Below are 26,223 nucleotides of genomic sequence, written 5' to 3'. Positions count from 1 at the left end.
CGATGGACATCGGACACCTGATCGACATGGCCAACCAGATCGGCGCATTCTTCGAATCGATGCCCGACCGCGACGAAGCGCTGGCCGGGATCGCCGACCATATCCGGCGCTTCTGGGAGCCGCGGATGCGCCGCGCGCTTCTCGCGGCGCTCGACGATCCGTCATGCGAAGCCGCGCAGCGCGCGGCGCCGATCGTGCGCGACGCGATCGCCGTGCACCGCGCGTCACTCGTACCCGCCGCGGCGAGCGCCTGACCGCACCGCTACGCGGGCCGCGACATGCCCGCGAACCAGCTTTCGCAATGGCGCAGCAGCGCGTTCGCGTCGGTCGCCGTGCGCCCGCGCGCGGCGACGTAACCATCCGGCCGCAGCAGGTAAAACGACGGCCGCGAGCGGCCGTATTCCTGCGCAAGCCCGGCATCGCCGCCTTCGGCATCGGTGGCGCGCCAGACGCGCACCGCATCCGGCATGATGCGTTCGAGCCCCTGCACGAGTGCCTGCGCATCGGCCGGCATCGGCGGCACCGCGCCGGTGTCGGCATTGACCGGCTCTTCCAGCAGCAGCAACGTGAAGCTCGCCGGATCGTGCAGGTCGTATAGCCGCGCCGTTCCGGGCGCCTGACCGAGCGGCCCGTCGAGCACCCGCACGTGCGCGTCGGGTGCCCGCTCGCCTGCACGCGGCCCGCCGTCGAGCACACGCTCCAGCGTGAGCGGACTCTTCCGGTACTGCACGCCGAGCTCGCTGACCGTGCGCCGCACCGCGTCGCGCATCGGCCCGAACGACGCCAGCAGCGGCACGACATGATCGCGCAGCAATTTCATCGCGCCACGCTCGGCTTCGACGATCTGCGTGACGAAACCGGTCTGCCGCAACACGTCGCGCTCGATCGGATGACGCTCTGCGTGATACGTGTCGAGCAGCCGCTCCGGCGTGCCCGCGCCGAGCACCCGCGCGAGCTTCCAGCCGAGATTGAATGCTTCCTGGATGCCGGTGTTCATGCCCTGCGCGCCCGCCGGGCTGTGGACGTGCGCGGCGTCGCCCGCGAAGAACACGCGCCCGTCACGCAGCCGGTCGATCATCCGGCTGTGCAGGTGAAAATAGGACGACCACGCGAGATCGCTCGGCGAGATCGATGCACCGGCACGGGCACGCACGATCGCGTCGCATTCCGCCAGCGACGGCGTCGGCGCATCGGGCGACACGTCGCTGCCGGGCGGCCGGTCGGCCACGAGCCGGTAACGGCCGCCTCCCATGGGAAACAGGCCGGCGATGCCTTCGGGCGTCGTGAACAGGTGGATCTCTTCGTCCGGCCAGTCGGGTATCGCCGCGAAATCGGCAAGCAGGAAAGTCTGCTCGAACGCATGCCCGGTGAAGCCCAGGCCGAGCAGATGCCTGACCGTGCTGTGTGCGCCGTCGGCCGCGATCAGGTACGACGGGGCGAACGATTCGTCGCGACCGTCGGCGCAGCGGATCGACACGTCGAGCGACGCGCCGCCCGCTTCGCACGCGGTCAGCGTCGCGCCGCGCTCGACCGTCACGCCGAGCCGGGCCAGGTGCTCGGCGAGCAGGCGCTCGGTGACGGTCTGGTCGAGAAACAGCAGGTACGGATAGCGCGTTTGCAGCGGATCGAAATCGAGCCGCGCGATCACGCGGCCGTTGGCATGCAGCGCGGCCGCATGCGCACGATGGCCGAGCGCGAGAAACGGTTCGACCGCGCGATGCTGCTCCAGCAGTTCGAGCGTGCGTGGCTGGATGCCGATCGCACGCGAGTGCGGCGCGGGCACAGCGAGCCGATCGATGACGCGCACCGGCACGCGGGCCCGCGCGAGGCTCATCGCCGCGGCAAGGCCGGTCGGCCCCGCGCCGACGATCAGCACGGGCGGGATATCGGGCAGTGTGTCAGCCATGAGAACCTCGATGACACGCGACCCTGCAAGTCTACGCCGCTCCGCGTGACGGGGCCATATGCCGAACGGCCGATACGCGGCGGCGCCGCGCGGTGTGGGAAAATACGCGCTTTCCGTCAGTTATCGCGTTATGGATTCCGCATTCGACCGGGCGTATGCCGCACACCGCGCGGGCCGCCTCGCCGAGGCCGAGCACGGCTATCGCAACGCGCTCGCCTCCAACCCCGCCGACGCCGACGCGCTGCACCTGTTCGGCGTGCTGCGGCACCAGCAGGGCCAGCACGCCGAGGCGGCCGATCTCGTCGGCCGCGCCGTCGCGCTGCGGCCGAACGATGCCGCGCTGCAGCTCAATCTCGGCAACACGCTGAAGGCACTCGGCCGGCTTGATGAAGCGGTCGACCGCTTTCGCAACGCGCTGACGCTCGCGCCCGAATTTCCGCTCGCGCACTACAACCTCGGCAACGCGTATGCGGCGCTGCAGCGCCACGACGATGCGATCGATGCATTTGGCCGCGCGCTCCGGCTGACGCCCGACGATGCATCGATCCACAACAATCTCGGCAACGCGCTGAACGCGCTCGGCCGCCACGACGACGCGCTCGCCGCGTTCCGTCGTGCGCTCGAGCTGCGGCCCGGGCATGCGGGAGCGCACAACAACCTCGCGATGGCGCTGAACGCGATGGGCCGCGCCGACGACGCGATCGCGCACTTCCAGGCAGCGATTGCCGCGCAGCCGCGTTTCGTCGCCGCCCATTTCAATCTCGGCAACACGTTCGATGCGGTCGGCCGGCATGCCGAGGCGGCGACCGCGTTCGAAGCCGCGCTCGCGCTGCATCCGCCGTTTCCGCTCGCGCTGTTCGGGCTCGCGAACGCACTGAGCGCGCAGGCACGCCACCGGGATGCGCTGCCCTATTACGAACGCGCCGTCGGGCTCGATCCGTCATTCAGCCTGGCGTGGCTGAACCTCGGCAACGCACACCACGCGCTCGGTGCGCACGAGATGGCGCTGCGCGCATTCGACCAGGCGCTGCGCGTCGCGCCCGATCTCACGCTGGCACGGCTGCACCGCGCGGTCACGCTGCTGACGCTCGGCGACTTCGCGCGCGGCCTGCCCGCCTACGAAGCCCGCCACGACACGCCGGGCGCGACACCGCTCGGCACACTGCCGCGCTGGCAAGGCGAGCCGATTGCATCGCGCACGCTGCTGATCCGCGCGGAACAGGGCTTCGGCGATACGCTGCAGTTCGTCCGCTTCGTGCCGCTTGCCCGCGCACGCTGCGCGCGCGTCGTGCTCGAAGTCCAGCCGGAACTCGTTACGCTGCTGGCGCCGGCCGCGTCGCGCTGGCGCGTGACGCTCGTCGCACAGGGCGCCGCGAAACCGCCTGCCGCGGATGTCGCGTGCACGCTGATGAGCCTGCCGTTCCTGCTCGGGCTTCAGACGAAGGAGGACATCGTCGCAGGCTCGCGCTACCTCGATGCGCCCGACGGCGCCGGCCGGCGCTTTCGCGGCTCGCTCGGCGGTCAGTCGAAGCGCAAGTTCGGCCTCGCGTGGTCGGGGCGCCGGCAGACGCAGGAAAACCGCTCGATGCCATTCGACGCGCTCGCACCGCTGCTCGCGCTGCCCGACATCGACTGGATCGTGCTGCAGCCCGCACTCGACGACGACGAACGCGCGCGCGTCGACGCGCATCCGCGCGTGCATCGGCTCGACGGCCGGCTGAACGACTTTGCCGACACGGCCGCGCTGATCGAGCGGCTCGATGGTGTTGTCACGATCGATACGGCGGTCGCGCACCTCGCCGGCGCGCTCGGCAAGCCGCTGTGGGTGATGCTGCCGTTCGCGCCCGACTGGCGCTGGTTCACCGGCGACGACTGCCCGTGGTATCCGCAGGCCAGGCTCGCCCGCCAGCCCGCGCCGGGGCAATGGCTCGACGTCACGGCGGCCATCGCCGGCATGCTGCGCGAAGTCTGAGCGCAGACAAAAAAAGGGAGCGCGCCGCGCTCCCTTTCTCATTGCAATGCGTGCGGCCGGCGCCGCGCGCTAACCCGGTGCCGGTCAGGCCGCCTTGTACTGGTTGCGCGCCTCGGACGTGCGATACAGCACGAGTGTCGCAATCAGGCCGCAAATCGCGGCAACGCTGAGCCACAGCCCCGGCGCCGCCTTGTTCCCGGTCTGATGAATCAGCAGCGTCGAGATCGCGGGCGTGAAGCCGCCGATCGTCGTCGCCAGGCTGTATGCGAGCGAGAAACCGGCCGTGCGCACGTCGGCCGGCATGACCTCGGTCAGCGCAACGACCATCGCCCCGTTATACGACGCATAAAGGAATGACAGCCACAGCTCGACCGCGAGCAACCGCAGGAACGACGGATCGCCGACGAGCCACAGCACGGCCGGGTAAGCCGTCAACAGCGTCAGTACCGTGAACGCGATCAGCACCGGGCGGCGACCGATGCGGTCGGACAACGCACCGGACAGCGGCAGCCACACGAGATTGGAAATCCCGACGCAGACGGTCACGACGAGCGCGTCGAGCGACGACAGGTGCAGCACTTCCTTGCCGAACGTCGGTGTATAGGCGGTGATCATGTAGAACGACACCGTCGTCATGATCACCATCCCCATGCCCGCCACCACGACGCCCCAGTTGTCGAGCATCGAACGCATGATCTCGCCCATCGTCGGACGATGACGCTTCGCAAGGAACTCGTCGGTCTCCTTCAGCGAACGCCGGATCAGGAACAGGAACGGCACGATCAGGCAGCCGATCAGGAACGGAATGCGCCAGCCCCACGCGGTCATCTCCTCGGCCGGCAGCGCGCGGTTCAACAGCACGCCGACGAACGCGGCGAACACGACGGCCACCTGCTGGCTGCCCGACTGCCACGACGTATAGAACCCCTTGTGGCCCTTCGTCGCGATCTCGGACAGATAGACCGACACGCCGCCGAGCTCGACGCCAGCCGAAAAGCCCTGCAGCAGCCGGCCGAGCAGCACGAGCGCCGGCGCGAGCACGCCGATCGTCGCGTAGCCGGGTATCGCGGCCACCGTGAGCGTGCCGAGCGCCATCAGCCCGAGCGTCAGGATCAGCCCCTTGCGGCGGCCGTGATGGTCGATGTACGCGCCGAGCACGATCGCGCCGACCGGCCGCATCAGGAAGCCCGCGCCGAATACCGACAGCGACAGCATCAACGACGCGAACGCGTTGCCGCTCGGAAAGTAGGTTTTCGCGATGGCCGACGCGTAATACCCGTAGACCATGAAATCGTACATTTCGAGGAAGTTGCCGCTGACGACCCGGAACACGGTGCGGAATTTCGATTCCTGCGCAGCGGCGTGTGAAGCTGTGGACATGTTTTTCTCGCTCAGCTCGGATGGCGCGAATTCGCGCCGTATGGATCCGATGACGCACGCGGCGCCGGGCCGGCGCGCGCGGGCATCACTGCCCACCGGCGGCGCGCCGCGCAACGACGCGCGCACCGGTATGGTTCGCGCATCATGCCACGCCAACCCGACATTTGCCTTGTGTCCCCCTTGCCGTTGCCGTCGCGGCGTACTCCTCGTACAAGTCGTCCCGAGACGGACGCAAAAATCAGATTGATCCGATCGACTGGCCTTCGCCGGCTGACCACAATGTCTCGATTTGCAACGACGGTTCCGCGCCGCACCGGCACGGTTGCCCGTGTCACATAGCGCACCGCCCTCATGACCCCATCGTCCCTCGTCCCCGTGACAGGCGCGCTCGCCCGCCCTCGCGTCGCTCCGCTCGAGAACGTACCGTCGTTCGCCCACGATTGGACCTTTCGCGGCGCACCCGGTGCGCGGCCCGGCAGGCACTGCCTCGCGACACTGTCGACGTCCTGCATCGACGTGAACCGGCCACACCGCGCATGCCGCTGGCAGCCGCTGCCCATCGTGGCGCCGGCACCAACTCATGCGGGGTCGCCGGTTGCACTGCCTGCCGCTGCGGCCCCGTGTTCCCGCCGTATCGCCGGCGGCTTTCGCGACCGGCGCGCGAAGTACGCATTCTGCTGGAGTATCGGCGCGCTCGGCATCATCGGCTGGCTGATTGCCGCGCATGAACCCATTGCGGGGTCCGGGCCGGCATACGCGATTCACACGGCCGGTGCTGTACCGGACGCTATGTCGTCGGGTACCGTGCGGGTCGCTGCGGTTCAGCCGCATACGTCGCCGAGCGCGCCACCGCAGCGCAAGATGGCCGCGCCTGTCGCGACAACGACCGAATCACCGCCGGCCACGCACCACGTTACGCGTCCGAAGGCAACATCCCGCGTGGCGCCGACGGCCACTTCCGCGTTGCCTCGTTCGAGCGGCAAGCGCATGGCGGCGGCGCCGGTCCGAACACCAACCGTGTCGCGGCTGGCCGCGCGTCAGCCGATCCGGAGCAGCACGGTCGACGTCCGCACACGCGATCGGCTCGCCGCATCGCCGCGTGCAACTGGCGAAACGCTCGACACGCTCGACGATCCGCTCACATTGATCGCAATGGCAAGCGCCTTGCGCGCCCAGCCTGCCCGCGCAGCGCACGCGCCCGCCACCGGTTTCGACTGGACGGCGCAACTGTCCCACCGCCGCCTGACCGATACCCCGGACGCGTTCGCGCGCTGACGGCCGCACCATAAAAAAACCCGGCGAAGCTCGCTTCGCCGGGTTTTGCTCGTCTCTCTCCGTCCGACGAATCGCTACTTCTGCGCGGGCAGCCCCGTCTCGGTCTGCTTCTCGAGCTGTCGCACCTGCTCCTGGAGATCGCGCAGTTGCATCTGCGCGGCCCGTTTCTCGACCTGCAGCGCCTGCGCCTGCTCCTGCGCCGACCGCTGCCGCTGCGCGACTTCAGCCTGCTGGCTGCGCGCAACGCTCAGGTCGGCCTGCAACTGCTGCGCACGATTCGCCTGCAGCGCAATCACGCGCTCGAGAAACGCCTTCTGTGCCTCCAGCTCGGTACGGCGGATCTCGATATCGGCAAGTTGTACGGTCTGCTGAACGAAGTTCGCGTACACCATCTCCGCGCGATTCTTTTCCTGCGACCGGATCACGCGCCACAGGTGCTTGTCCTGGAACAGCGCGACGTAATACGTCATCTCGCGCGGATCGAACATCAGGCTCGCACCGTAGCTGCCGTTGTACGTCGTGCGCATCTCGACGATCCGTCCGTCGTGCAGCATCTGCGTCAGCTCGGCGACGTTGCCTTGCGCGGACGCATCCGTCCCAGTCGCATTGGATGCCGCCGCATCGCCGCGCAGGCTCGTGACCGCCGGACGCGTGCCGGCGGCGGGTGCGGTCACGTCGGCGGACCAGGCCGCACCTGCTTGCGTGCAGGCAACCAGCGCAACGATCCACGTGGCGCATCGTGCAGGGGAAAAATTTCGGAAAGCCAACGTCAGACTCCGGCGAACGAATCGGAACTCGCGATTATCGTTCAAAACGAAACGGCCGCATCTCGAATTTATCGGAATGCGGCCGACCCTCGTACGACGCGAAGCATTCGGCTAGCTACAGGCGGGTTTCGCGCGCCGCGCGCAGGAACGCATCGAGTAACGGGGTGCAGTCGAGCAGTTCCGAACCGCCGGCCCGATGGAACTCGGGGTGCCACTGCACGCCGACGACGAACGGCGAACGCCGATGACGAATGCCTTCGATGATGCCGTCGCCCGCCGACACGGCCTCGATGTTCAGGTCGCGGCCGAGATCGCGGATCGCCTGATGGTGAATCGAGTTGACGATCGCTTCGCTGCGCCCGGGGAACATGCTCGCGAGCGTCGACGAATCCGGGAAGCGGATTGCGTGACGATGCTGGTCGTAATGCTCGCTCACGTGCGCATTCGCGGTCGGCACATCGGTGGCGATGTCCTGGTACAGCGAGCCGCCGAACGCGACGTTGATCAGCTGGCAGCCACGGCACACGCCGAGGACGGGTTTGCCGGATTCGACGAACTCGTGCAGCAGTTCGAGCTCGTACATGTCGCGCACGCGATCGCCCGGCCATTCCGGGCGTGCGTCGGACGCGGCGTAGGTTTGCGGCGATACGTCGGCGCCACCCTGCAGCAACAGGCCGTCGAGATGCTTCGCGTAGTCGCGCAGGCGGATGTTGCTCGGGTGAATCATGCCCTGGTGGCCGACGGTCGGAATCATGAACACGAGCACGTCACGCGACATCACCCAGTGCGCGATCGATTCCTCGAGATACTGCAGCGTCTTGCCCCGCAGCCCCTTCGCCCCCGGTTCCGGATGGAAGATCCGCGCCGACACGCCGATGCGCAGCGTGCGCTGCGTGATGCGCTGGCCGGCGCGGTCGAACAGCCGACGGGCGCGCGCGGCCACGATCCGGCCGAACACCGACCACGGTGTGTCGCTCTGCTTCAGGTAGGCCGGCGGTGCATGCTGCGCGTTCGCGGGCGGTGGGCGCGGCGTGTCGAAATCGGGCTGTGCGCCGAATCCGGGGGGCGGCGTTCCAGCCTTCGGCGGCGCGACCGCAGCAGCGCCATCGACGGCGGCGCCTGTCGCACCGGGCGCAGCCGTAACCGGTGACGCGCCGTCAGCAGCGACGGTCTGCGCGGCGGCCGGGGCTGCCGGCGCATCGGGCGCTTTCGCCGGATCGGTACGGGGAGAATCGGAAGAAACGGAGGAGGTGCCGGGCAGACCGGCCGGGGAAGGCGTGTTTTCGCTCATGACGATGGTCTGGTACGTCGCTCACGCGTATGGATAGACGAGGATTCATTATGCTTCAGCGCACGATCGAGCGGCAAACCGGCAACATCCTGTCGATATTGTTGCAAGTCGGCGACAAACTGCGTCGCTGGGCGTCCCCGCCCGCGCGCCGGCAACGCGGGTGCATCGCGGCCGGTACTGGACACCAGTGATATATCACAATAATATCCAGACATCGTCCACGCTTCCCGATTGCCTGCGCCATGATCGTGCCCCGTCCGGCCACCGCACCGCACCCCGCATGAATGCCCTGACCGACGTCACCCGCAAGCGCCCAGCCGCACCGTCGGGCAGCCTCGCCGACCGGGCGTACGCGCTGATCCAGCGCGACATCATCACGATGCGCCTGAAGCCCGGCGCCGCCCTCAACGAAGCCGACCTCGTCGCCCGCACCAGCATCGGCCGCACGCCGGTACATCAGGCCGTGCACCGGCTCGTGCTCGAAGGGCTGCTGTCCGTGATGCCCCGCAAGGGACTGATGGTGCAGCCGCTGTCGCTCGACGACATCATCGCGGTGATCGACGTGAGGCGCATCAACGAAGCACACTGCGCGGAACTCGCCGCGCGCCATGCAACCCCCGACGATCTCGCGCGCCTGGCCGCGCTGCTCGACGCTGGGCAGGCGTGCGTCGACACGCACGACGTCGAAGGCATGATGGAACTCGACCGCGCGTTCCACCAGGCGATCGCCACGGCCGCGCGCAATACGGTCCTCGCCGACATCCTGCGCGCACTGCACGAGCGCTCGCTGCGCTTCTGGTTCGTCACGCTGTCCGAACCTCACCATCTCGCCGACGTCCAGCACGAACATCGCGAACTGTTCGACCGGCTATCCGCGCGTGACGCCGCCGGCGCGCGCGCGGCCGTCGAAAGCCATATCGATTCGTTCCGCTCCACGCTTCTTCAACATCTTCGCCGCTGAGCCGCCCATGACCACTTTCACGCCCTTCCCCCCGCTCGCCCAGCTCGCCGCCGACCTCGCCGCCGGCCGAACCACGAGCCGCGCGCTCGTCGATACCGCGCTCGACCGGATCGCCGATCCGTCGGGCCAGGGCGCGGTCGTCTTCACCGAAGTCGATGCCGACAACGCGCGCGCGGCCGCCGACGCGCACGACCGGCTGCGCGCCGCGGGCACCGTGCTGTCGCCGCTCGCGGGCATTCCCGTGTCGGTCAAGGACCTGTTCGACGTCGCGGGCCAGGTGACACGCGCGGGTTCGCGCGTGCTCGACGGCGCGCCGGCCGCCCGCACGGACGCAGTCGCCGTCGCACGACTCAAGCGCGCGGGCGCAGTGCTGGTCGGCCGCACCAACATGAGCGAGTTCGCATTCTCCGGGCTCGGGCTGAATCCGCACTTCGGCCATCCGCGCTCGCCGTACCACCGCGACGTGCCGGGCGACGCGCGGATTTCCGGCGGCTCGTCATCCGGCGCGGCCGCGTCCGTCGCCGACGGGATGGCCGCCATCGCGCTCGGCACCGACACCGGCGGCTCGATTCGCATTCCGGCCGCGCTGTGCGGGCTGACGGGCTTCAAGCCGACCGCGAGCCGGATCCCGACGCAAGGCGGCGTGCCGCTGTCGACGACGCTCGACTCGTTCGGCCCGATCGGCCTGACGGTCGCCTGCTGTGCGCTCGTCGACCGGATACTCGCGGGCCTCGAACCGCACGTGCCGGCCGCCCGGCCGCTCGAAGGCGTGCGGCTCGGCGTGCTGACGAACTACGTGACGGACGGCGTCGATGCCGACGTCGTGGCTGCACTCGACGCCGCGCTCAAGCATCTCGAAGCCGCCGGCGCGATCGTCACGGAAGTACGCTTTCCCGCGCTCGACCGGCTGCCGGACATCAACCGCTTCGGCTTCTCGCCGATCGAGGCCTACGCGTGGCATCGCCCGCTGCTCGCCAAGCACCGCGACCAGTACGACCCGCGCGTGCTCACGCGGATCCTGAAGGGCGAACCCGCGACCGCGGCCGACTATCTCGACCTGCTCGCCGCGCGCGCGGCGATGCTCGACGAAGCCGCCCACACGGTCTGGTCGCGCTTCGACGCACTCGTCGCGCCGACGGTGCCGGTCGTGCCGCCGCGCATCGCCGAACTCGAAGCGGACGACGCCGCGTTCACGCGCACCAACGCGCTGATCCTGCGCAACCCGAGCGCGTTCAACTTCCTCGACGCATGCGCGCTGTCGCTGCCCTGCCATCCGCGCGACGCGGCGCCGGTCGGGCTGATGCTCGCGGCCGCACCGCATCGCGACGACGCGCTGCTCTCGATCGGCCAGGCGGTCGAGGCCGTGCTGAACACGATCCGCTGACCGCAACCAACCGACCGGCGGCGGACAGGAAGTGCGGTGCAGCAGGTTGCCGCACGCGCACTGTCAGTTTCGTGCCAGACCGTTCGCGCTAAAATCTCGCGATTGTTTTCCGGACCGACCCACGAGGAACCCCGCCGACATGAACGACTACACGCTCGCACTCCGCCGCGAACGCCGCCTGCTGATGCTGCTCGGATGGGTGTGCATCGCCCTGCTGGCCGGTGCGCTCTACCTGCAGTACGTCAAGAACGAAGATCCGTGCCCGCTGTGCATCATCCAGCGCTACTTCTTCTGCGCGATCGGGATCTTCGCGTTCCTGGCCGCCGGGATCCGCAACTGGCGCGGCGTCTGGGTGCTCGAGCTGCTGATCGCAATCGCGGCGGCCGGCGGCGTCGGCACGGCCGCGCGGCACCTGTCGATCCAGATGAACCCGGGCTTCAGCTGCGGCTTCGACACGCTGCAGCCGATCGTCGACAGCCTGCCGCCCGCGCATTGGTTCCCCGGCATGTTCAAGGTCGCCGGGCTGTGCGAGACCGTCTACCCGCCGATCTTCGGCATCCTGCTGCCCGGCTGGTCGCTGATCGGCTTCGCCGTGATCCTGATCGCGGTCGTCGCAAGCCTCTGGCGCCATCGCCGCAAGCTCGTGGGCTGACCGGCCGGTTTCGACCGGCCTGCACGCGGCCCGCTCGCCTGCTCGCCAGGGCCGCATCCGGGCCGTCACGCGTAAACACCTACTCCGCCACCGCCCGGATCTCCGGGCGAACGCGCATCGTGCGACTTCCGCGCCCCGCCCCGCCACGCCTGCGTTTCAGCCCGATGTGCACGCATCGGCGCCCCGATCCCGCGCGGCGGGCCTATGATCGACATGATCGCCTCCTGATAGCCCGGATCACCGCCCCGCGATGTTCCCGACGCCCTGCGGTGCTATCTTCATGACTGGATGGCGATCTACGTGCGCGAGGCCAGGCGGTCTCACTCTCCCTGCGTAACGCGCGCCTGATCCGCAATGTCGACTGGATTCATCATGACAACGCAAACCATCCGCATCCGCCACCCTCATCGCGTCCGCGCATCCGGCGGTGCCGTCCGCGAACGCCGTCGGCGCGCTGCCACCGCACCGCATCGGCCGTGCGGCCGGCCCGCCTCGCCCCCGTCCGTCATCGTTGCCGCCACGCTCGCCAGCCCGCGCCGCGTGTCCTGCCGCGTCGCCCCGAACGGAGCGTGCTGATGGAAGCCTGGCTCGGCGATCTGCAGCAACTGCTCGCGCATGGCGAAGCGGCCGTGCTCGTGACGGTCGCGCATACCGACGGCTCCGCACCGCGCGAAGCCGGCACCAAGATGCTCGTCACGCGCGACACGGCCCGCCATACGATCGGCGGCGGTCATCTGGAGTGGAAGGCGATCGAGATCGCGCGGCACCTGCTGAAGGATGGCGCGCACGTGCCGCACGCGCGCCGGCTCGAGCGGCTCGCACTCGGCCCGAGCCTCGGCCAGTGCTGCGGCGGCGCGGTGGTGCTCGCGTTCGAGCGGCTCGATGTGGGCGATCTCGGCTGGATCATGTCGCTCGCGAAGCGTGTCGCGGCCGGCGCCGCGACCGTGCGTAGCGTATCATTCGGCCCCTCGCCGGGCGCGCCGCTGTTGAGCGAGCCCGAATCGGAAGCCGCGCGTGCCAACTGCCTGCTGTGGGAAACCGGCGGCGTGTCGCTGATGACCGAAACGATCGCACCGTATGCGTTCCCCGTCGTCCTGTTCGGCGCCGGGCACATCGGCACCGCGCTCGTGAAGGTACTGGCGACGCTGCCGTGCCACGTGCGCTGGATCGACGGGCCCGATGCGGTGTTCCCGCCGGCCGACGCGCTCGCCGGCATCGGCAACCTCGCGATCGAAGCGGCCGCTGCCCCGGCCGACGCGGTCGACGCGGTCGACGCGGCGCCGCCGCAATCCTACTTCGTCGTGATGACGCACGACCACGCGCTCGATTTCGTGCTGGCCGAGCGCATCCTGCGGCGCGGCGACTACGCGTACTTCGGGATGACCGGCTCGCGCGCGAAACGCGTGCAGTTCGATCATCGCCTCGCAGCCATCGGCATCGACCCGGCCCAGGTCGCCCGGATGCGCTGCCCGATCGGTGTCGAAGGCATCATCGACAAGGCGCCCGAAGTGATCGCGATCTCGGTGGCGGCGCAATTGCTGCAGGCCGTCGAGGCAAACGCGAACGCATCCGCGCAGGCTTCCCCTACCTATTGACCGACCAAGAACGACGCCATGACCCCGACATTCAAGGACAAGATTGCCCGCGCACCGAAAGCGGAGCTGCACATCCATATCGAAGGCTCGCTCGAGCCCGAACTGATTTTTGCGCTCGCGCAGCGCAACGGCGTGAAGCTCGCGTACGACTCGATCGACGCGCTGCGCGCCGCGTACGCGTTCACCGACCTGCAGTCGTTCCTCGACATCTATTACGCAGGCGCGAGCGTGCTGCTGACCGAGCAGGATTTCTACGACATGACGGCCGCGTACTGCGAACGCGCGCTCGCCGACAACGTCGTCCACACCGAGCTGTTCTTCGATCCGCAGACGCACACCGAGCGTGGCGTGCCGATCGAGACGGTGGTCGCGGGCATCGAGCGCGCACTCGCCGATGCCGAACAACGCGGGCTGTCGAGCAAGCTGATTCTGTGCTTCCTGCGCCACCTGTCCGAAGAGGACGCCCTCGCGACGTTCGAATCCGCGCTGCCGCTGTTCGAGCGCTATCGCCATCGCCTGATCGGCGTGGGCCTCGACTCGTCCGAGCTCGGCCATCCGCCGACGAAGTTCGCACGCGTGTTCGAGAAAGCGCGCGCGCTCGGGCTGAAACTCGTCGCCCACGCGGGCGAGGAAGGCCCGCCCGCGTACATCTATGAAGCGCTCGACGTGCTGAAGGTCGACCGGATCGACCACGGCGTGCGCAGCATCGAGGACGCGGCACTCGTCGAGCGTCTCGCCAGGACGCGCACGGCGCTCACCGTGTGCCCGCTGTCGAACCTGAAGCTCTGCGTGTTCGACGACATGGCGAAGCACACGCTGAAGGCGCTGCTCGATCGCGGCGTCGCGGTGACGATCAACTCCGACGATCCGGCCTATTTCGGCGGCTACGTCAACGAAAACTACTTCGCGACGGCCGAAGGGCTGCAACTCACGGATGCCGAAGTCCATGCGGTGATCCGCAACGGCTTCGAGGCATCGTTCATTGAACCGGCGCAGCGCGACGCGCTGTTCGCGCGCCTCGACGCGTACTGGCACGCCGCGTGACGGCAGGCATCGAGGAACGCTAGACAGATGAAACACGGCAACGGCATCCGCTTCGCGACCACCGGCCCGGCCTTGCGCCGGGGCGATCGCGTGCATGCCCGGGCGGCGGCGGCGCCGTTCGTCGTCGCACGCGCGTGCCTGCCGTTGCGATTTGCCGTTGCGCTCGCTACCGCATCGGTCGCGAGCACAACGGCTGCGAGGCCCGCCGGCAACCACTCGCTGGCGGCTTCGGCCGCCACGTTCGCCCGCGCTTGCGCATCCGGTCGTGCCGCACGCAGCGTGCCACGCCCGCTCGCCATGCGCCGCGTTGCCCTCGTGCGACGTCGCTCGTTTTCTTCTGTTCGCCTTACCTTGATGCAGGACCATTCGTCATGACGCAAACCGCTTTTCGTTCCCAGCTGCTGACCTTCAACGGCGACCCGGCGCAATCGAGCCAGGCCGCGAACTACGAGACCGACGGCCTCCTGGTCGTCGACGACGGCAAGGTCGTCGCGGCCGGCCCGTACGCGCAGCTCGCGGCGACGCTCGCGCGCGACGCGATCGTCCATGACCTGCGCGACAAGCTGATCGTGCCCGGCTTCATCGACACGCACATCCACTATCCGCAGACGGACATGATCGCGTCGCCGGCGCCGGGCCTGCTGCCGTGGCTGGACAAGTACACGTTCCCGACCGAGCGCCAGTTCGGCGATCCCGAGCATGCGCGCGAAGTCGCCGACTTCTTCATCGACGAACTGCTCGCCTGCGGCACGACGAGCGCGCTCGTCTACTGCACGGTGCACAAGCAGTCGGCCGATGCACTGTTCGCGGCCAGCGACGCGCGCGACCTGCGGATGATCGCGGGCAAGGTGCTGATGGACCGCAACTGCCCCGAATTCCTGCGCGATACCGCGCAATCGGGTTATGACGATAGCGCCGAGCTGATCGGCCGCTGGCACGGCAAGGGTCGACAGATGTACGCGCTCACGCCGCGCTTCGCGCCGACGTCGACCGAGGCGCAGCTCGAGGCGTGCAGCGAACTCGCGCGCCGCCATCCGGACGTGTTCGTGCAGAGCCATGTCGCGGAGAACGTCGACGAGGTGAAATGGGTGGCCGAGCTGTTTCCCGGCCATCGCAGCTATCTCGACATCTACGACCGCTACGGGCTGCTGCGCCCGCGCGCGGTGTACGGCCACTGCATCCACCTCGACGACGAGGACCGCCGCCGGATGGCCGAGACGCGCACCGTCGTCGCACACTGTCCGACGTCGAATTTCTTCCTCGGCAGCGGGCTGTTCGATTTCGACAAGGCCGGTGAATACGACGTGCCCGTCACGCTCGCGACCGACGTCGGCGGCGGCACGTCGTTCTCGATGCTGCAGACGATGAACGAAGCGCACAAGGTCGCGCGGCTGTCGGGCCACCACCTGAGCGCGACGCGGATGTTCTGGCTCGCGACGGCCGGCGCCGCGCAGGCGCTCGACCTCACCGAGACGGTAGGCACGCTCGCACCGCGCACCGAAGCCGACTTCGTCGTGCTCGATCCGCGGGCCACGCCGCTGCTCGCGCGCCGCACGAAGCGTGCGGATTCGCTCGAGGAGCTGCTGTTCGCATTCGCGCTGCTCGGTGACGACCGCGCGGTATACCGCACCTATGCGGCCGGCAACCTCGTCCACGAGCGCGGCGCGGCACGCCGCCCCGCCGCGTAACGACCTGCCGGGGTTCGCCCCGGCACGCGCGGGCATCCGCCACCGCGCCCGCCGGGCCTGCCGTACCGCTGGGGATCGCCGTACGCCGATCCCGCCCCGACCCCGGGCGCAGCGCCCGCCAACCGCTTTCCCGCGCGCAACGCGCCATGCTAGAATTCGCCCCTCATTGGGGAGTAGCCGCTCCGCTCGATGTCCCGCGCCCCCGGCGCGCATCGTGACGGAGGCGTCCGTCAACAGACTTGGCCGTACGGCCATGGCGGGCGCAGCCACCTAGGCCTGGCGAGACCGATGGTTCACAGTGCGCCGCATCAGGGCCCGGCGCGCCGTGGATCGTCGCTCGCACGCACAACATCGGCCCGTGGAACCCCATACGTGTCCCAAGCCTTCCTGATCTCCACCGGCGCCGTCGCGCTCGCTGAAATCGGCGACAAGACCCAACTGCTTTCCCTCGTGCTGGCCGCGCGCTATCGCAAGCCGATACCCATCATTCTTGGCGTGCTCGTCGCGACGCTCGTGAACCACGGTTTCGCCGGCGCGCTCGGCGAATGGCTCGGCGTGCTCGTCACGCCGTCGATCATGCGCTGGGCGCTCGCGTTCTCGTTCATCGCGATGGGGTTGTGGATCCTCGTGCCGGACAAGCTCGATGCCGACGAAGCCAATGCCAACCGTTCGCGGCTCGGCGTGTTCGGTGCGACCCTCGTCGCATTCTTCCTCGCGGAAATGGGCGACAAGACGCAGATCGCGACCGTCGCGCTGGCCGCGCGCTTCCAGGACTACATCGGTGTCGTGGCCGGCACGACGTTCGGGATGATGCTCGCGAACGTGCCCGCGATCCTGCTGGGCGACCGCTTCGCGCACCGTCTGCCGACGAAGCTCGTCCACGGGATCGCGGCCGTGCTGTTCGTCGTGCTCGGCGCGCTGGCGCTGCTGGGCATCGGGGCCTGACGGGGAGGAAGATGGCAGGCGCGGCCGGTCGGCCGCGCCGAGACTGAAGCCGCGTTACTTCGCGGCGGCTGCGCCCGAGGCAGGCGCCACCGGCACCGCGCGCTCGTTGGCGGCCGGCGCCGCCGGGCCGCCGCGCTTGTCGACCGGCAGCCGGACCGAACGGACCGCGCCGTTCGACAGCGGGAAATCGGCGAGCGCGCTGCGCGCGAGGAACGGCATCGCGTACAGCAGCGTGCCGTTGTCGCCGGTCGTACGCGCGGACACGTTATACACCTCCTTGCCCGTCGCGCGCTCGGTGATGCGAATCCCGAGCGTGTAGTCGAACACCTGGTACGTCTGCGCGACGTAGCCGGCCGGCATCGGCCCCCAGGGCCCCCACGGGCCCCACGGCCCGCGCCGCCAGTACGGCCCGGGCGCAAACCACGGATCGTAATAGACCGGCTGCGGCACCGTCACGAGATCGCTGCCGACCGCATAGGTCAGCCCGACGAGGTACCGCGCCTGCGCCTGCGGCACCTGCCGGAACGCATACGTGGACAGTTCGTTCGCGACGATCGGCTCGTAGGTCGACTGCTCGATGCTGTTCTTCTGCGCATCGGTGCGCGTGAATGCATAGGTGCGTGTCGCGTCGCTGCCGCTCCAGTCGGAGAAGGCCGTGACCTGGGTCGTCACGTAGCTGGTACAGCCGGTCAGCAGCGCCACGCACAGCACCGCCGCCCAGCCCGCACCGCGTTGAATCCATTGGCGTTTCATGTTGATCCTCTTCGATCCGTCACCCGTTCGTCGCACCGCGCGAACCGTAACGGGATGCCGATAATACGCGGACTCCCGGAACCGGTAAAAAGTTCGCCCGGCACGCGGCCGCCAGCCTTTGTACAATGGCCCGGTTCGCCCGGCCCGTGCCACGGGCCCGTCCCCCACACCACCGATCTCGACGACCATGTCCGACAACGCCTCTTCCACCGTGATCCGCCGCGCCGACTACACGCCGCCGGCCTTCCTCATCGATTCCGTCGCACTCGAATTCGATCTCGCGCCGGCCCGTACGATCGTCAGGAATACGATGCGCGTGCGCCGCAATCCGGACGCCGCACCCACGCCGCACCTGGAGCTGATGGGCGAAGCGCTTGAATTCCTCGGCGCACACGTGGACGGCGCGCCGCATGGCGCCGTGCGCGCGCACGAACACGGGCTGACCGTCGAGAACGTCCCCGAATCTTTCGAGCTGACGCTCGAAAGCGCATGCGCGCCCGACCAGAATACGACGCTGTCCGGCCTCTATGTATCGAGCGGCAACTTCTTCACGCAGTGCGAAGCCGAGGGTTTCCGCCGCATCACCTACTTCCTCGACCGCCCGGACGTGATGGCGTCGTACACGGTCACGCTGCGCGCCGACAAGGCCGCGTACCCGGTGCTGCTGTCGAACGGCAACCTCGTCGATTCGGGCGACCTGCCCGACGGCCGACACTTCGCGAAGTGGGAAGACCCGTTCCGCAAGCCGAGCTACCTGTTCGCGCTGGTCGCGGGCAAGCTCGTCGCGATCGAGGAGAAAATCACGACCGGCTCGGGCAAGGAAAAGCTGCTGCAGGTGTGGGTCGAACCGGCCGACCTCGACAAGACACGTCATGCGATGGACTCGCTGATCCACTCGATCCGCTGGGACGAGAAGCGCTTCGGCCTCGAGCTCGATCTCGACCGCTTCATGATCGTCGCGGTCGGCGATTTCAACATGGGCGCGATGGAGAACAAGGGGCTCAACATCTTCAACACGAAGTACGTGCTGGCGAACCCCGAGACCGCGACCGACACCGACTTCGCGAACATCGAATCGGTGGTCGGCCACGAGTACTTCCACAACTGGACCGGCAACCGCGTGACCTGCCGCGACTGGTTCCAGCTGAGCCTGAAGGAAGGCCTGACGGTGTTCCGCGACCAGGAATTCTCGGCCGACATGGCCGCGGGCGACGACATCGAATCGGCGGCCCGCGCGGTCAAGCGCATCGAGGACGTGCGCGTGCTGCGCCAGTTGCAGTTCGCCGAGGATGCGGGCCCGATGGCCCACCCGGTGCGCCCGGAGAGCTTCGTCGAGATCAACAACTTCTACACGATGACCGTCTACGAGAAAGGCTCGGAAGTCGTGCGGATGTACCAGACGCTGTTCGGCCGCGACGGCTTCCGCAAGGGGATGGACCTGTACTTCAAGCGCCACGACGGCCATGCAGTGACCTGCGACGACTTCCGTCACGCGATGGCCGACGCGAACGGGCGCGATCTCGCGCAGTTCGAGCGCTGGTACAGCCAAGCCGGCACGCCGCGCGTGTCGGTGCGCACCGCGTACGACGCGGCCGCGCGCCGCTATACGGTCACGCTCGCGCAGGGTTACGGCGACGCTTCGCCGGCCGCGCGCGAAACGCAGCAAGGGCCGCTCTTGATTCCGTTCGCGATCGGCCTGATCGGTCGCGACGGCCGCGACCTGCCGCTGCGTCTCGACGGCGAAGCCGCCGCTGCAGGCACGACGCGCGTGCTCGACTTCACCGACACCGAGCAGACCTTCACGTTCGTCGACGTACCGGAGCAACCGCTGCCGTCGCTGCTGCGCAATTTCTCGTCGCCGGTGATCGTCGAGTACGACTACAGCGACGACGACCTCGCCTTCCTGCTCGCGCACGACAGCGATCCGTTCAACCGCTGGGAAGCCGGCCAGCGCCTCGCGACGCGCGCGCTGCTGACGCTCGCCGCGCGTGCGGCCGCGAACGAGCCGCTCACGCTCGGCGAGAACTTCGTCGCCGCATTCCGCCGCGTGCTGACCGACGCGACGCTGTCGCCGGCGTTCCGCGAACTCGCGCTGACGCTGCCGTCGGAAACCTACCTCGCCGACCAGATGGCGGAAGCCGATCCGGCTGCCGTGCATCGAGCGCGCCAGTTCGTGCGCCGCCAGCTCGCCAACGCGCTGCGCGCCGACTGGCTCGCCGCAATCGAGCAGCACCAGACGCCCGGCGCCTACGAACCGACGCCGGAGGCCTCCGGCCGCCGCGCGCTGAAGAACCTCGCGCTCGCGTATCTCGCCGAACTCGAGGATCCGGCCGATGCCGTGCGCCTCGCGACTGCGCAATACGATGCGGCGAACAACATGACCGATCGCGCGGCGGCGCTCGGCGCGCTGCTGTCCGCCGCGGCCGCCGGCACGAACGAACCGGCCGAGCACGCGCTCGACGATTTCTATCGCCGCTTCGAGAAGGAAGCGCTCGTGATCGACAAGTGGTTCGCGATGCAGGCCGCGCAACGCGGTACGCCCGCGCAGCCGACGCTCGCGAAGGTCCGCAAGCTGCTCGCGCACCCCGCGTTCAACCTGAAGAATCCGAACCGCGCACGCTCGCTGATCTTCAGCTTCTGCGCGGCCAACCCCGCGCAATTCCACGCGGCGGACGGCTCGGGTTACGCGTTCTGGGCCGAACAGGTGCTCGCGCTTGACGCGATCAACCCGCAGGTCGCGGCGCGCCTCGCCCGCTCGCTCGAACTGTGGCGCCGCTTCACGCCGGCACTGCGCGACCGGATGCGCGAAGCGCTCGAGCAGGTCGCCGCCGGTGCGAAATCGCGCGACGTGCGCGAGATCGTCGAGAAGGCGCTCGCGTAACGCCCTCGCCCGCATCGCGCCTGCGCGATACAGCCGGTGCCGCCCGTCGCGGCACCGGCTTTTTTTACGTGTGACTACTGCCGGACCCGCGCGCAATCGCGGGGTCTGACCGCGCCGCCTGCCGCCGCGACAACGCGCGTCCCGCCCGTCTCCCCCTCCGGAAACCGGGCCGGGGCGGCCGCCCGGTCATGTAACCGGACGAAAAAACCCGGCGGTACGCGAGGCGCGACGGGTAAAATTGCGGCCATTCAAGGATTCTTTGGCCTTCTGGAGTCTGTCATGTCCATTGCCCGCCGCACCACGCTGTCGAAGTTCCTGATCGAACAGCAACGTGAGACCAACAACCTCCCCGCCGACCTGCGCCTGCTGATCGAAGTCGTCGCACGCGCGTGCAAGGCGATCAGCTACAACGTGTCGAAGGGCGCGCTCGGCGAAGCGCTCGGCACCGCCGGCAGCGAGAACGTCCAGGGCGAAGTGCAGAAGAAGCTCGACATCCTGTCGAACGAGATCCTGCTCGACGCGAACGAATGGGGCGGCAACCTCGCCGCGATGGCATCGGAAGAAATGGAAACGTTCTTCCCGATCCCCGCGAACTACCCGCGCGGCGAATACCTGCTCGTGTTCGATCCGCTCGACGGCTCGTCGAACATCGACGTGAACGTGTCGATCGGCACGATCTTCTCGGTGCTGCGCTGCCCGGACGGCAAGCAGGCAACCGAGGAATCGTTCCTGCAGCCCGGCACCCAGCAGGTCGCGGCCGGCTACGCCGTGTACGGCCCGCAGACGGTGTTCGTACTGACGACCGGCAACGGCGTGAACTGCTTCACGCTCGACCGCGAAGTCGGCTCATGGGTGCTCACGCAGAGCAACATGCAGATTCCGGCCGACACGCGTGAATACGCGATCAACGCATCGAACGCGCGCCACTGGTACGACCCGGTCAAGCGCTACGTCGACGAACTGAACGCCGGCAAGGACGGCCCGCGCGGCGACAACTTCAACATGCGCTGGATCGCATCGATGGTTGCCGACGTGCACCGGATCCTGAACCGCGGCGGCATCTTCATGTACCCGGCCGACAAGCGCACGCCCGATCGTCCGGGCAAGCTGCGCCTGATGTACGAAGCGAACCCGATGTCGTTCATCGTCGAACAGGCAGGCGGTGCCGCGACGACTGGCACGCAGCGCATCATGGAAGTGCAGCCGACGGGCCTGCACCAGCGCGTGCCCGTGTTCCTCGGTTCGAAGAACGAAGTCGAGCGTGTGACGGGTTACCATCAGGAAAAGCAATAAATTTGCGCTGCAGCACTAGACAGGGTCGCGCGACGTACGTACAATCGCGCCTCTCGATGTGACCCCAACGGGTCGCATCGCAGTGAAACGAAGCGGGAAGTTTGCCAAGTCGATGAGTTTCGCGAAACAGCAGCAGCAAGCTGAAAAAAATTCGCAAAACCTATTGCCAAGATTTCAAATTTCACCTTATAATTTCGTTTCTCTGATGCCGGTGTAGCTCAGTTGGTAGAGCAGCGCATTCGTAATGCGAAGGTCGTAGGTTCGACTCCTATCTCCGGCACCAAGTTATAAAGGGCTGACAAGCATTGCTTGTCAGCCCTTTTCTCATTCCGGGCGCCAAATCGTGCGCCACCCTCCTTCTGCCCGCGTCCGCTCCGCTTGCGGGCGTCACCCGACTCCCGCGCCGCACCACGCCGATCACAATCGACAGACCGATCAGCCCTCTCCGAACATCATGCTCACCTGGCGTCTCGAGCGACCGAACTCACCGGGCAACTGGACGTATCGCGTGCGGCGCGCCTCGACGCCGTGATCGGCGACAGCGGATTGAACGCATTCGCAGCCGGAGTGCTGAAGCTGTTCGACGACGCGCTGTCGGTCGTGCAATGCACGATCTTCGCGTACGAGTTCGGACGCATCAACCGCCCCTCAAGAAACCGCATGATGACGGATACCGAACGCAACACGCTCGACACCGACCCCGGCCGCACGATGACGCGGATCGCTGAAGCCGATGGGTCGCGCTTTCTCACCCGCTTCGCCCTGCTGTCGATCGAGACGATCGGCGATGCCACGACCGTCGCACGGCCGATCGCAGACGCAAGCGACGGATTGCCCGACGCGGGCATGCAGGCATCGACGCGCGAACGATGACGCTCATGGCCGACCGCCTTCACCGGCGCCCCGTTCTTACAGATCCATTTCGTCACGCATTGCCCGTACGCGAGCGTCGCCGTACGCAGACGAATTCTCTGGAAAATCCCGTTAAGGGTGCATAACATTACTTAACGATTCCGACCCGTCTATCGCGGTACATTGCGTGGGCGGCACGGCGGGTCGCGATGCCGCATTCATTCAGCTTGCGGCGACACAGCCGACGTCCGGTCATTCGATACAACTCAAGGAGAGGACAACCATGGCTCATGGCTTGATTATGTGGCTCATCATCGGCGCGATCGCCGGCTGGCTTGCCGGCTTGCTCGTCAAGGGCGGCGGCTTCGGGCTGATCGTCGACATCATCGTCGGGATCGTTGGCGCGGTGATTGGCGGCTGGCTCGCCGGGCTGCTCGGCATCAGCATCGGCAGCGGCTTCATCGGTTCGGTGATCGTCGCGGTCGTCGGCGCGGTGATCCTGCTGTTCGTGATCCGGCTATTCAAGCGAGCGGCCTGACACTTCTCTCCACGCGCCTTCGGGCGCGTTTTCGCATCAGGGCGGCGCGCGGCCCGTTCGCCGCGCGCCGTCGGCCCGTTCAGCGCTCCGCGCGCCGCAACCAGTTCTCGAGCACGTCTGCCGTCAGCAATCCGCTGCGCGCTTCGCGTGCGCCATCGCACCCGATCCACACGGTGCGTGGCATTTCCCCTCTCCATCCCGCATCGAGCGCCGCGCGCAGACGCTCGGGCATCGGCTCCGCGTTCGCGTACTGCGCGACCTGCGGCGGCAATTTCATCTGCGCGAGCGCATGCGAGATGGCCGCGCCGTTGTCGTCGTACGCGTCCGTCGCGACCATCGCGAGTTGTACGTCCGGATGACGACGCTGCCACGCAACCGGATGCGCGGCGTTCTCGCGACAGTATCCGCAATCGAGCGACCAGATCCCGACCGCCAGCGGCCGCTCGTGCGCGGCCGCATACAGGCGCGCGACGTCGGCCGCCCGCAGCGGCCACAGTTCGCCGCCGGCCTACGCGGACACGCTCGCGAGCACGATGCCCGGCAACGCGAACCACAGCGCGCCGCCTGCCGCGAGCGATCTCACAGCGACCATTTCAGTTCTCCATAGAAAGTACGACCCGGATACGGATGGAACACGTAGTAGCGTCGATCCGTCAGGTTGTCGATGCCGAGCGACGCGGTCCAGTGACGGTCGAAACGGTAGCGCGCCTTCAAGTCGACGACCGTGAACGAACTCGTGCCCCCGTAGACATCCGGGTTCACGTCGCTGTTGTCGAGCGTGTTGAACTGGCGGCCCGAGTAGCGCACGCCAACGCTCGCAAGCCAGTGTTCGTCGAAGCGATACGACGCGAGCAGGTTCGCACGCATGCGCGGAATTCGCGGAAAGCGCGAGCCGACATACGCGGGATTCGCGGCATCGGCAAGGATCTGTGCGTTGCTCGCCGACACGTTCGCGTCGAGATTGAGCCCGCGCAGCCCGACGTTCTCGCCGCTGAACGCGAGTTCGACGCCGCGCACACGCACACGATCGACGTTCGAGATATTGGTCACCGTCGTCGCGCCCGAGACCGTCGTCTGGCTGTAGATCGAATCGCGCAGGTCGCTCTGGAACACGCTGGCACGCACGACGCCGACACCCACGTCGCGTTCGGCCGTGAAGTCCCAGTCGATCGCCTTTTCCGGCCGCAGGTTCGGGTTGTTGTTGACGATCGCGTTGTTCGAGATCGTGCCCTGGAACAGTTCGCCGACCGTCGGGAAACGCGTGCCGGTCGCGAACGACAGCCGGAAGCGCCAGACGTCGGTCGCATCCCATTGCAGCGCGACTTTCGGCGACAGCGCGTTCGCGCTCCGGTCCGCGTAGCCGAGCGTGCCCGTTGCATTGCCGAGCGCGCCCCCGTACGCATCCCAGCGCTCGTAGCGCAGCCCCAGCGTCGCGAGCCAGCCCGGCGCGAAGCGCCACGCGTCCTGTCCGAACAGCGCCTGCGTGCGCGTGTCGCCACGATAGACGCTCGACAGCGACGTGGTCGGCCCGGCCAGCCAGTCGGCCGTGTTGTACGTGATGTTGCGCAGGAAGTAGTTGTCGTAGTGATAGCCGAACGTGAACGTATGGCCCTTCACTTCCGGCGCCTCGGCCTTCAGGTCAAGCGTGCGCCAGCCGGTGCCGTCGCCCTGGAACAGCGTGCCTGCGCCGCCCTGCACGGTCGACGCCGAGCGCTGCACGTCGCGCGACACGTCGTACGCGGATACGACGCCCGACAGGCGCCAGCCGGAATCGAGCCGGCCGTTCAGTCCGAGCGCGTACAGCCAGTTCTCCTGGTCGCCACGCTGCGGCGCGAACGCGTTCGGCGCGACGGTCATGTTCTGGCCGCCGATCGACACATTGCCGCCGTAGACCGGATTGCCGGCCGCATCGCGCAGAAAGGTCTCGCCGTGCTGCCGGTAATGGTTCTCCCAATGCCCGAGCGTGAGCGTTGCATCGACGTGGTCGGTAAACGCATAGCCCATCCGGACCGTCTCGTTGAGCTGCTCGGTCCGCTCGATCGTCTGCGCGCCGACGATGGTCCGCAGCCGGCCGTTGGGCCCGATGTCGGTCGCGGCGCCCGTCACGGGCACGGCAATGCCGAGCTTCGGGTTGTACGCCGAATTGGGGCTCGCATACTGCATCGGCTGACTGTTGTTCTCGAGCCGGTCGAGCGACAGCGCGAACCAGAACCGGCCAACGCGGTTCGCGATCCGCGCGGTCTGGTGATTGCCGCCGAAGCTGTCCGCGAATCCGTAGCCGTCGTGGTAGCGCTGCGTGAAGAACTGCGTCGACAGCGACGCCTCGAGCTTTTCCGGGCGACGCGTCGTGAGCAGCACGGTCGAGCCGATCGAGTTGCCCGGATACAGCGCGGAAAACGGGCCATAGAGCACGTCGACGCGCGCGATATCGTCGGGCGGAATCAGCGACCAGCGCGGCGGGTACGCGTAGCTCGAGCCGAGCAGGTTCGACAGCAGCACGCCGTCGGCATAGACGAGTCCGCGCGCGCTCTGCAGTTCGTTGAAGTCGCGGCCCGCGAACACGCTGTTGCGGTCGCCGATATAGCGCTTGCGGACCATCAGGTTCGGCGCGTACTTCAGCGCGTCCTCGGTGGTGACGTTGGTGTGCGATTCGATCTGCTCGCGCGTGATCGACGTGACGACGGCCGGCGTATCCGGATCGACCGGTTGCCGCTGCGCGGTCACGCTGACGGCGGTCAGCGTATCGCCGGCCGCCGGCGCCGGCGGCACGGGTGCGACAGCCGAAGCGGGAGCGGCGGCATCGGTAGCACGCTCGGCGCCACCGCGCGCATCGTCGGTTGAGGCCGCATGAGCGGCAGACCACGCGAATGCGGCCGCGCATGCGAGCGCGAGCCGGCCGCGCGACGGCCGCGCGGCGAAGGGAGAGGACATGAATGAATTCCTGAAAACGTGATCGGACGCCGCCGGACGCGAGCGCGCACCGCGCACGGACGGCGCGGCACGCGGCCCGGCCGCGGACGGCACGCGCGCCACCGGGGCGCGCGGA

22 protein-coding genes, 1 tRNA gene and 1 riboswitch are annotated in these 26,223 nt (G+C 68.0%); of the genes, 16 read left to right on the top strand and 7 right to left on the bottom strand.

Features of this window, described 5'->3' with window-relative positions; translation table 11 throughout:
• Positions 1–2 precede the first annotated feature (2 nt).
• Complete coding sequence (locus ACPTTC_RS05365; RefSeq protein ID WP_175967101.1) at positions 3–254, top strand: formate dehydrogenase subunit delta; 252 nt, start codon at positions 3–5, stop codon at positions 252–254.
• 8 nt (positions 255–262) lie between these two features.
• On the opposite strand, the gene ACPTTC_RS05360 is transcribed toward ACPTTC_RS05365, so the two are convergent.
• The gene (locus tag ACPTTC_RS05360; RefSeq protein WP_423391782.1) at positions 263–1,906 is read right to left on the bottom strand and encodes an FAD-dependent monooxygenase; all 1,644 of its coding nucleotides are present in this window, start codon (positions 1,904–1,906) and stop codon (positions 263–265) included.
• 130 nt (positions 1,907–2,036) lie between these two features.
• Here ACPTTC_RS05360 and ACPTTC_RS05355 point away from each other — a divergent pair, with 130 nt between their 5' ends.
• Positions 2,037–3,878: a tetratricopeptide repeat protein gene (locus tag ACPTTC_RS05355; protein ID WP_423391781.1), complete on the top strand. Its 1,842-nt coding sequence runs from the start codon at positions 2,037–2,039 to the stop codon at positions 3,876–3,878.
• 84 nt (positions 3,879–3,962) lie between these two features.
• Here the strand turns inward: ACPTTC_RS05355 and ACPTTC_RS05350 are convergent, their stop codons facing one another.
• Complete coding sequence (locus tag ACPTTC_RS05350; protein WP_423391780.1) at positions 3,963–5,258, bottom strand: MFS transporter; 1,296 nt, start codon at positions 5,256–5,258, stop codon at positions 3,963–3,965.
• A 939-nt stretch (positions 5,259–6,197) separates the two neighbouring features.
• On the opposite strand from ACPTTC_RS05350, the gene ACPTTC_RS05345 reads away from it, so the two are divergent.
• On the top strand, positions 6,198–6,533 hold the full coding sequence (locus ACPTTC_RS05345; RefSeq protein ID WP_423391779.1) for a hypothetical protein: 336 nt from the start codon (positions 6,198–6,200) through the stop codon (positions 6,531–6,533).
• Positions 6,534–6,607: 74 nt separating this feature from the next.
• Here the strand turns inward: ACPTTC_RS05345 and ACPTTC_RS05340 are convergent, their stop codons facing one another.
• Both ACPTTC_RS05340 and ACPTTC_RS05335 read right to left on the bottom strand, forming a co-directional pair.
• A complete protein-coding gene (locus tag ACPTTC_RS05340) occupies positions 6,608–7,300 on the bottom strand; it encodes a DUF2968 domain-containing protein (protein WP_423391778.1) in 693 nt (230 codons plus the stop codon).
• Positions 7,301–7,415: 115 nt separating this feature from the next.
• On the bottom strand, positions 7,416–8,591 hold the full coding sequence (locus ACPTTC_RS05335) for a gamma-glutamyl-gamma-aminobutyrate hydrolase family protein (RefSeq protein WP_423391777.1): 1,176 nt from the start codon (positions 8,589–8,591) through the stop codon (positions 7,416–7,418).
• A 280-nt stretch (positions 8,592–8,871) separates the two neighbouring features.
• On the opposite strand from ACPTTC_RS05335, the gene ACPTTC_RS05330 reads away from it, so the two are divergent.
• From ACPTTC_RS05330 to ACPTTC_RS05295, 8 genes are all read left to right on the top strand, one after another.
• A complete protein-coding gene (locus ACPTTC_RS05330) occupies positions 8,872–9,552 on the top strand; it encodes a GntR family transcriptional regulator (RefSeq protein ID WP_423391776.1) in 681 nt (226 codons plus the stop codon).
• Positions 9,553–9,559: 7 nt separating this feature from the next.
• The gene (locus ACPTTC_RS05325; RefSeq protein WP_423391775.1) at positions 9,560–10,936 is read left to right on the top strand and encodes an amidase; all 1,377 of its coding nucleotides are present in this window, start codon (positions 9,560–9,562) and stop codon (positions 10,934–10,936) included.
• A gap of 139 nt (positions 10,937–11,075) precedes the next feature.
• Positions 11,076–11,588: a disulfide bond formation protein B gene (locus ACPTTC_RS05320; protein ID WP_226195618.1), complete on the top strand. Its 513-nt coding sequence runs from the start codon at positions 11,076–11,078 to the stop codon at positions 11,586–11,588.
• A 575-nt stretch (positions 11,589–12,163) separates the two neighbouring features.
• A complete protein-coding gene (gene xdhC, locus ACPTTC_RS05315) occupies positions 12,164–13,183 on the top strand; it encodes a xanthine dehydrogenase accessory protein XdhC (protein WP_423391774.1) in 1,020 nt (339 codons plus the stop codon).
• An 18-nt stretch (positions 13,184–13,201) separates the two neighbouring features.
• A complete protein-coding gene (locus tag ACPTTC_RS05310) occupies positions 13,202–14,227 on the top strand; it encodes an adenosine deaminase (protein ID WP_423391773.1) in 1,026 nt (341 codons plus the stop codon).
• Positions 14,228–14,254: 27 nt separating this feature from the next.
• On the top strand, positions 14,255–14,602 hold the full coding sequence (locus ACPTTC_RS05305; protein ID WP_423391772.1) for a hypothetical protein: 348 nt from the start codon (positions 14,255–14,257) through the stop codon (positions 14,600–14,602).
• The gene (guaD, locus tag ACPTTC_RS05300; protein WP_423391771.1) at positions 14,599–15,915 is read left to right on the top strand and encodes a guanine deaminase; all 1,317 of its coding nucleotides are present in this window, start codon (positions 14,599–14,601) and stop codon (positions 15,913–15,915) included. The genes ACPTTC_RS05305 and guaD overlap by 4 nt, the downstream gene beginning before the upstream one ends.
• A 156-nt stretch (positions 15,916–16,071) precedes the next feature.
• A riboswitch (yybP-ykoY riboswitch) is annotated at positions 16,072–16,209 on the top strand.
• Positions 16,210–16,287: 78 nt separating this feature from the next.
• Positions 16,288–16,860 (top strand): TMEM165/GDT1 family protein, encoded by a 573-nt coding sequence (locus ACPTTC_RS05295; RefSeq protein WP_423391770.1) that lies wholly within the window; start codon positions 16,288–16,290, stop codon positions 16,858–16,860.
• 54 nt (positions 16,861–16,914) lie between these two features.
• Here ACPTTC_RS05295 and ACPTTC_RS05290 read toward each other — a convergent pair whose 3' ends face one another.
• On the bottom strand, positions 16,915–17,613 hold the full coding sequence (locus ACPTTC_RS05290; protein WP_175967072.1) for a DUF4136 domain-containing protein: 699 nt from the start codon (positions 17,611–17,613) through the stop codon (positions 16,915–16,917).
• 187 nt (positions 17,614–17,800) lie between these two features.
• On the opposite strand from ACPTTC_RS05290, the gene pepN reads away from it, so the two are divergent.
• From pepN to ACPTTC_RS05265, 5 genes are all read left to right on the top strand, one after another.
• Positions 17,801–20,494 carry an aminopeptidase N gene (gene pepN / locus ACPTTC_RS05285; RefSeq protein WP_423391769.1) on the top strand — a complete coding sequence of 898 codons (2,694 nt, stop codon included), beginning with the start codon at positions 17,801–17,803 and terminating at the stop codon, positions 20,492–20,494.
• Between the two features lie 279 nt (positions 20,495–20,773).
• A complete protein-coding gene (locus ACPTTC_RS05280; protein ID WP_089439471.1) occupies positions 20,774–21,787 on the top strand; it encodes a class 1 fructose-bisphosphatase in 1,014 nt (337 codons plus the stop codon).
• Between the two features lie 207 nt (positions 21,788–21,994).
• Positions 21,995–22,070, top strand: a tRNA-Thr gene (locus ACPTTC_RS05275).
• A gap of 377 nt (positions 22,071–22,447) precedes the next feature.
• Entirely contained in the window at positions 22,448–22,660 is a 213-nt protein-coding gene (locus tag ACPTTC_RS05270; protein WP_423393315.1) for a hypothetical protein, read from the top strand.
• 262 nt (positions 22,661–22,922) lie between these two features.
• Positions 22,923–23,177, top strand: coding sequence for a GlsB/YeaQ/YmgE family stress response membrane protein (locus ACPTTC_RS05265; RefSeq protein ID WP_114176412.1), 255 nt, complete (start codon positions 22,923–22,925; stop codon positions 23,175–23,177).
• Between the two features lie 79 nt (positions 23,178–23,256).
• Here ACPTTC_RS05265 and ACPTTC_RS05260 read toward each other — a convergent pair whose 3' ends face one another.
• Both ACPTTC_RS05260 and ACPTTC_RS05255 read right to left on the bottom strand, forming a co-directional pair.
• Positions 23,257–23,673: a TlpA family protein disulfide reductase gene (locus ACPTTC_RS05260; protein ID WP_244136345.1), complete on the bottom strand. Its 417-nt coding sequence runs from the start codon at positions 23,671–23,673 to the stop codon at positions 23,257–23,259.
• An 83-nt stretch (positions 23,674–23,756) separates the two neighbouring features.
• Positions 23,757–26,108, bottom strand: coding sequence for a TonB-dependent receptor (locus ACPTTC_RS05255; RefSeq protein ID WP_423391768.1), 2,352 nt, complete (start codon positions 26,106–26,108; stop codon positions 23,757–23,759).
• Positions 26,109–26,223 lie beyond the last annotated feature (115 nt).

Origin of the sequence: Burkholderia mycopellens, assembly GCF_964265025.1 — a bacterium.
Taxonomy (GTDB): Bacteria; Pseudomonadota; Gammaproteobacteria; order Burkholderiales; family Burkholderiaceae; genus Burkholderia.
Note: the sequence above shows the minus strand (reverse complement) of the source record. Positions and strands in the feature narration are given on the sequence as shown.

Coding starts and splice junctions, on each gene's coding strand:
- ACPTTC_RS05365 (WP_175967101.1), top strand. CDS start 3: ATGGACATCGGACACCTGATCGACATGGCCAACCAGATCGGCGCATTC.
- ACPTTC_RS05360 (WP_423391782.1), bottom strand. CDS start 1,906: ATGGCTGACACACTGCCCGATATCCCGCCCGTGCTGATCGTCGGCGCG.
- ACPTTC_RS05355 (WP_423391781.1), top strand. CDS start 2,037: ATGGATTCCGCATTCGACCGGGCGTATGCCGCACACCGCGCGGGCCGC.
- ACPTTC_RS05350 (WP_423391780.1), bottom strand. CDS start 5,258: ATGTCCACAGCTTCACACGCCGCTGCGCAGGAATCGAAATTCCGCACC.
- ACPTTC_RS05335 (WP_423391777.1), bottom strand. CDS start 8,591: ATGAGCGAAAACACGCCTTCCCCGGCCGGTCTGCCCGGCACCTCCTCC.
- ACPTTC_RS05330 (WP_423391776.1), top strand. CDS start 8,872: ATGAATGCCCTGACCGACGTCACCCGCAAGCGCCCAGCCGCACCGTCG.
- ACPTTC_RS05325 (WP_423391775.1), top strand. CDS start 9,560: ATGACCACTTTCACGCCCTTCCCCCCGCTCGCCCAGCTCGCCGCCGAC.
- ACPTTC_RS05320 (WP_226195618.1), top strand. CDS start 11,076: ATGAACGACTACACGCTCGCACTCCGCCGCGAACGCCGCCTGCTGATG.
- xdhC (WP_423391774.1), top strand. CDS start 12,164: ATGGAAGCCTGGCTCGGCGATCTGCAGCAACTGCTCGCGCATGGCGAA.
- ACPTTC_RS05310 (WP_423391773.1), top strand. CDS start 13,202: ATGACCCCGACATTCAAGGACAAGATTGCCCGCGCACCGAAAGCGGAG.
- ACPTTC_RS05305 (WP_423391772.1), top strand. CDS start 14,255: ATGAAACACGGCAACGGCATCCGCTTCGCGACCACCGGCCCGGCCTTG.
- guaD (WP_423391771.1), top strand. CDS start 14,599: ATGACGCAAACCGCTTTTCGTTCCCAGCTGCTGACCTTCAACGGCGAC.
- ACPTTC_RS05290 (WP_175967072.1), bottom strand. CDS start 17,613: ATGAAACGCCAATGGATTCAACGCGGTGCGGGCTGGGCGGCGGTGCTG.
- pepN (WP_423391769.1), top strand. CDS start 17,801: ATGTCCGACAACGCCTCTTCCACCGTGATCCGCCGCGCCGACTACACG.
- ACPTTC_RS05280 (WP_089439471.1), top strand. CDS start 20,774: ATGTCCATTGCCCGCCGCACCACGCTGTCGAAGTTCCTGATCGAACAG.
- ACPTTC_RS05270 (WP_423393315.1), top strand. CDS start 22,448: ATGATGACGGATACCGAACGCAACACGCTCGACACCGACCCCGGCCGC.
- ACPTTC_RS05265 (WP_114176412.1), top strand. CDS start 22,923: ATGGCTCATGGCTTGATTATGTGGCTCATCATCGGCGCGATCGCCGGC.
- ACPTTC_RS05255 (WP_423391768.1), bottom strand. CDS start 26,108: ATGTCCTCTCCCTTCGCCGCGCGGCCGTCGCGCGGCCGGCTCGCGCTC.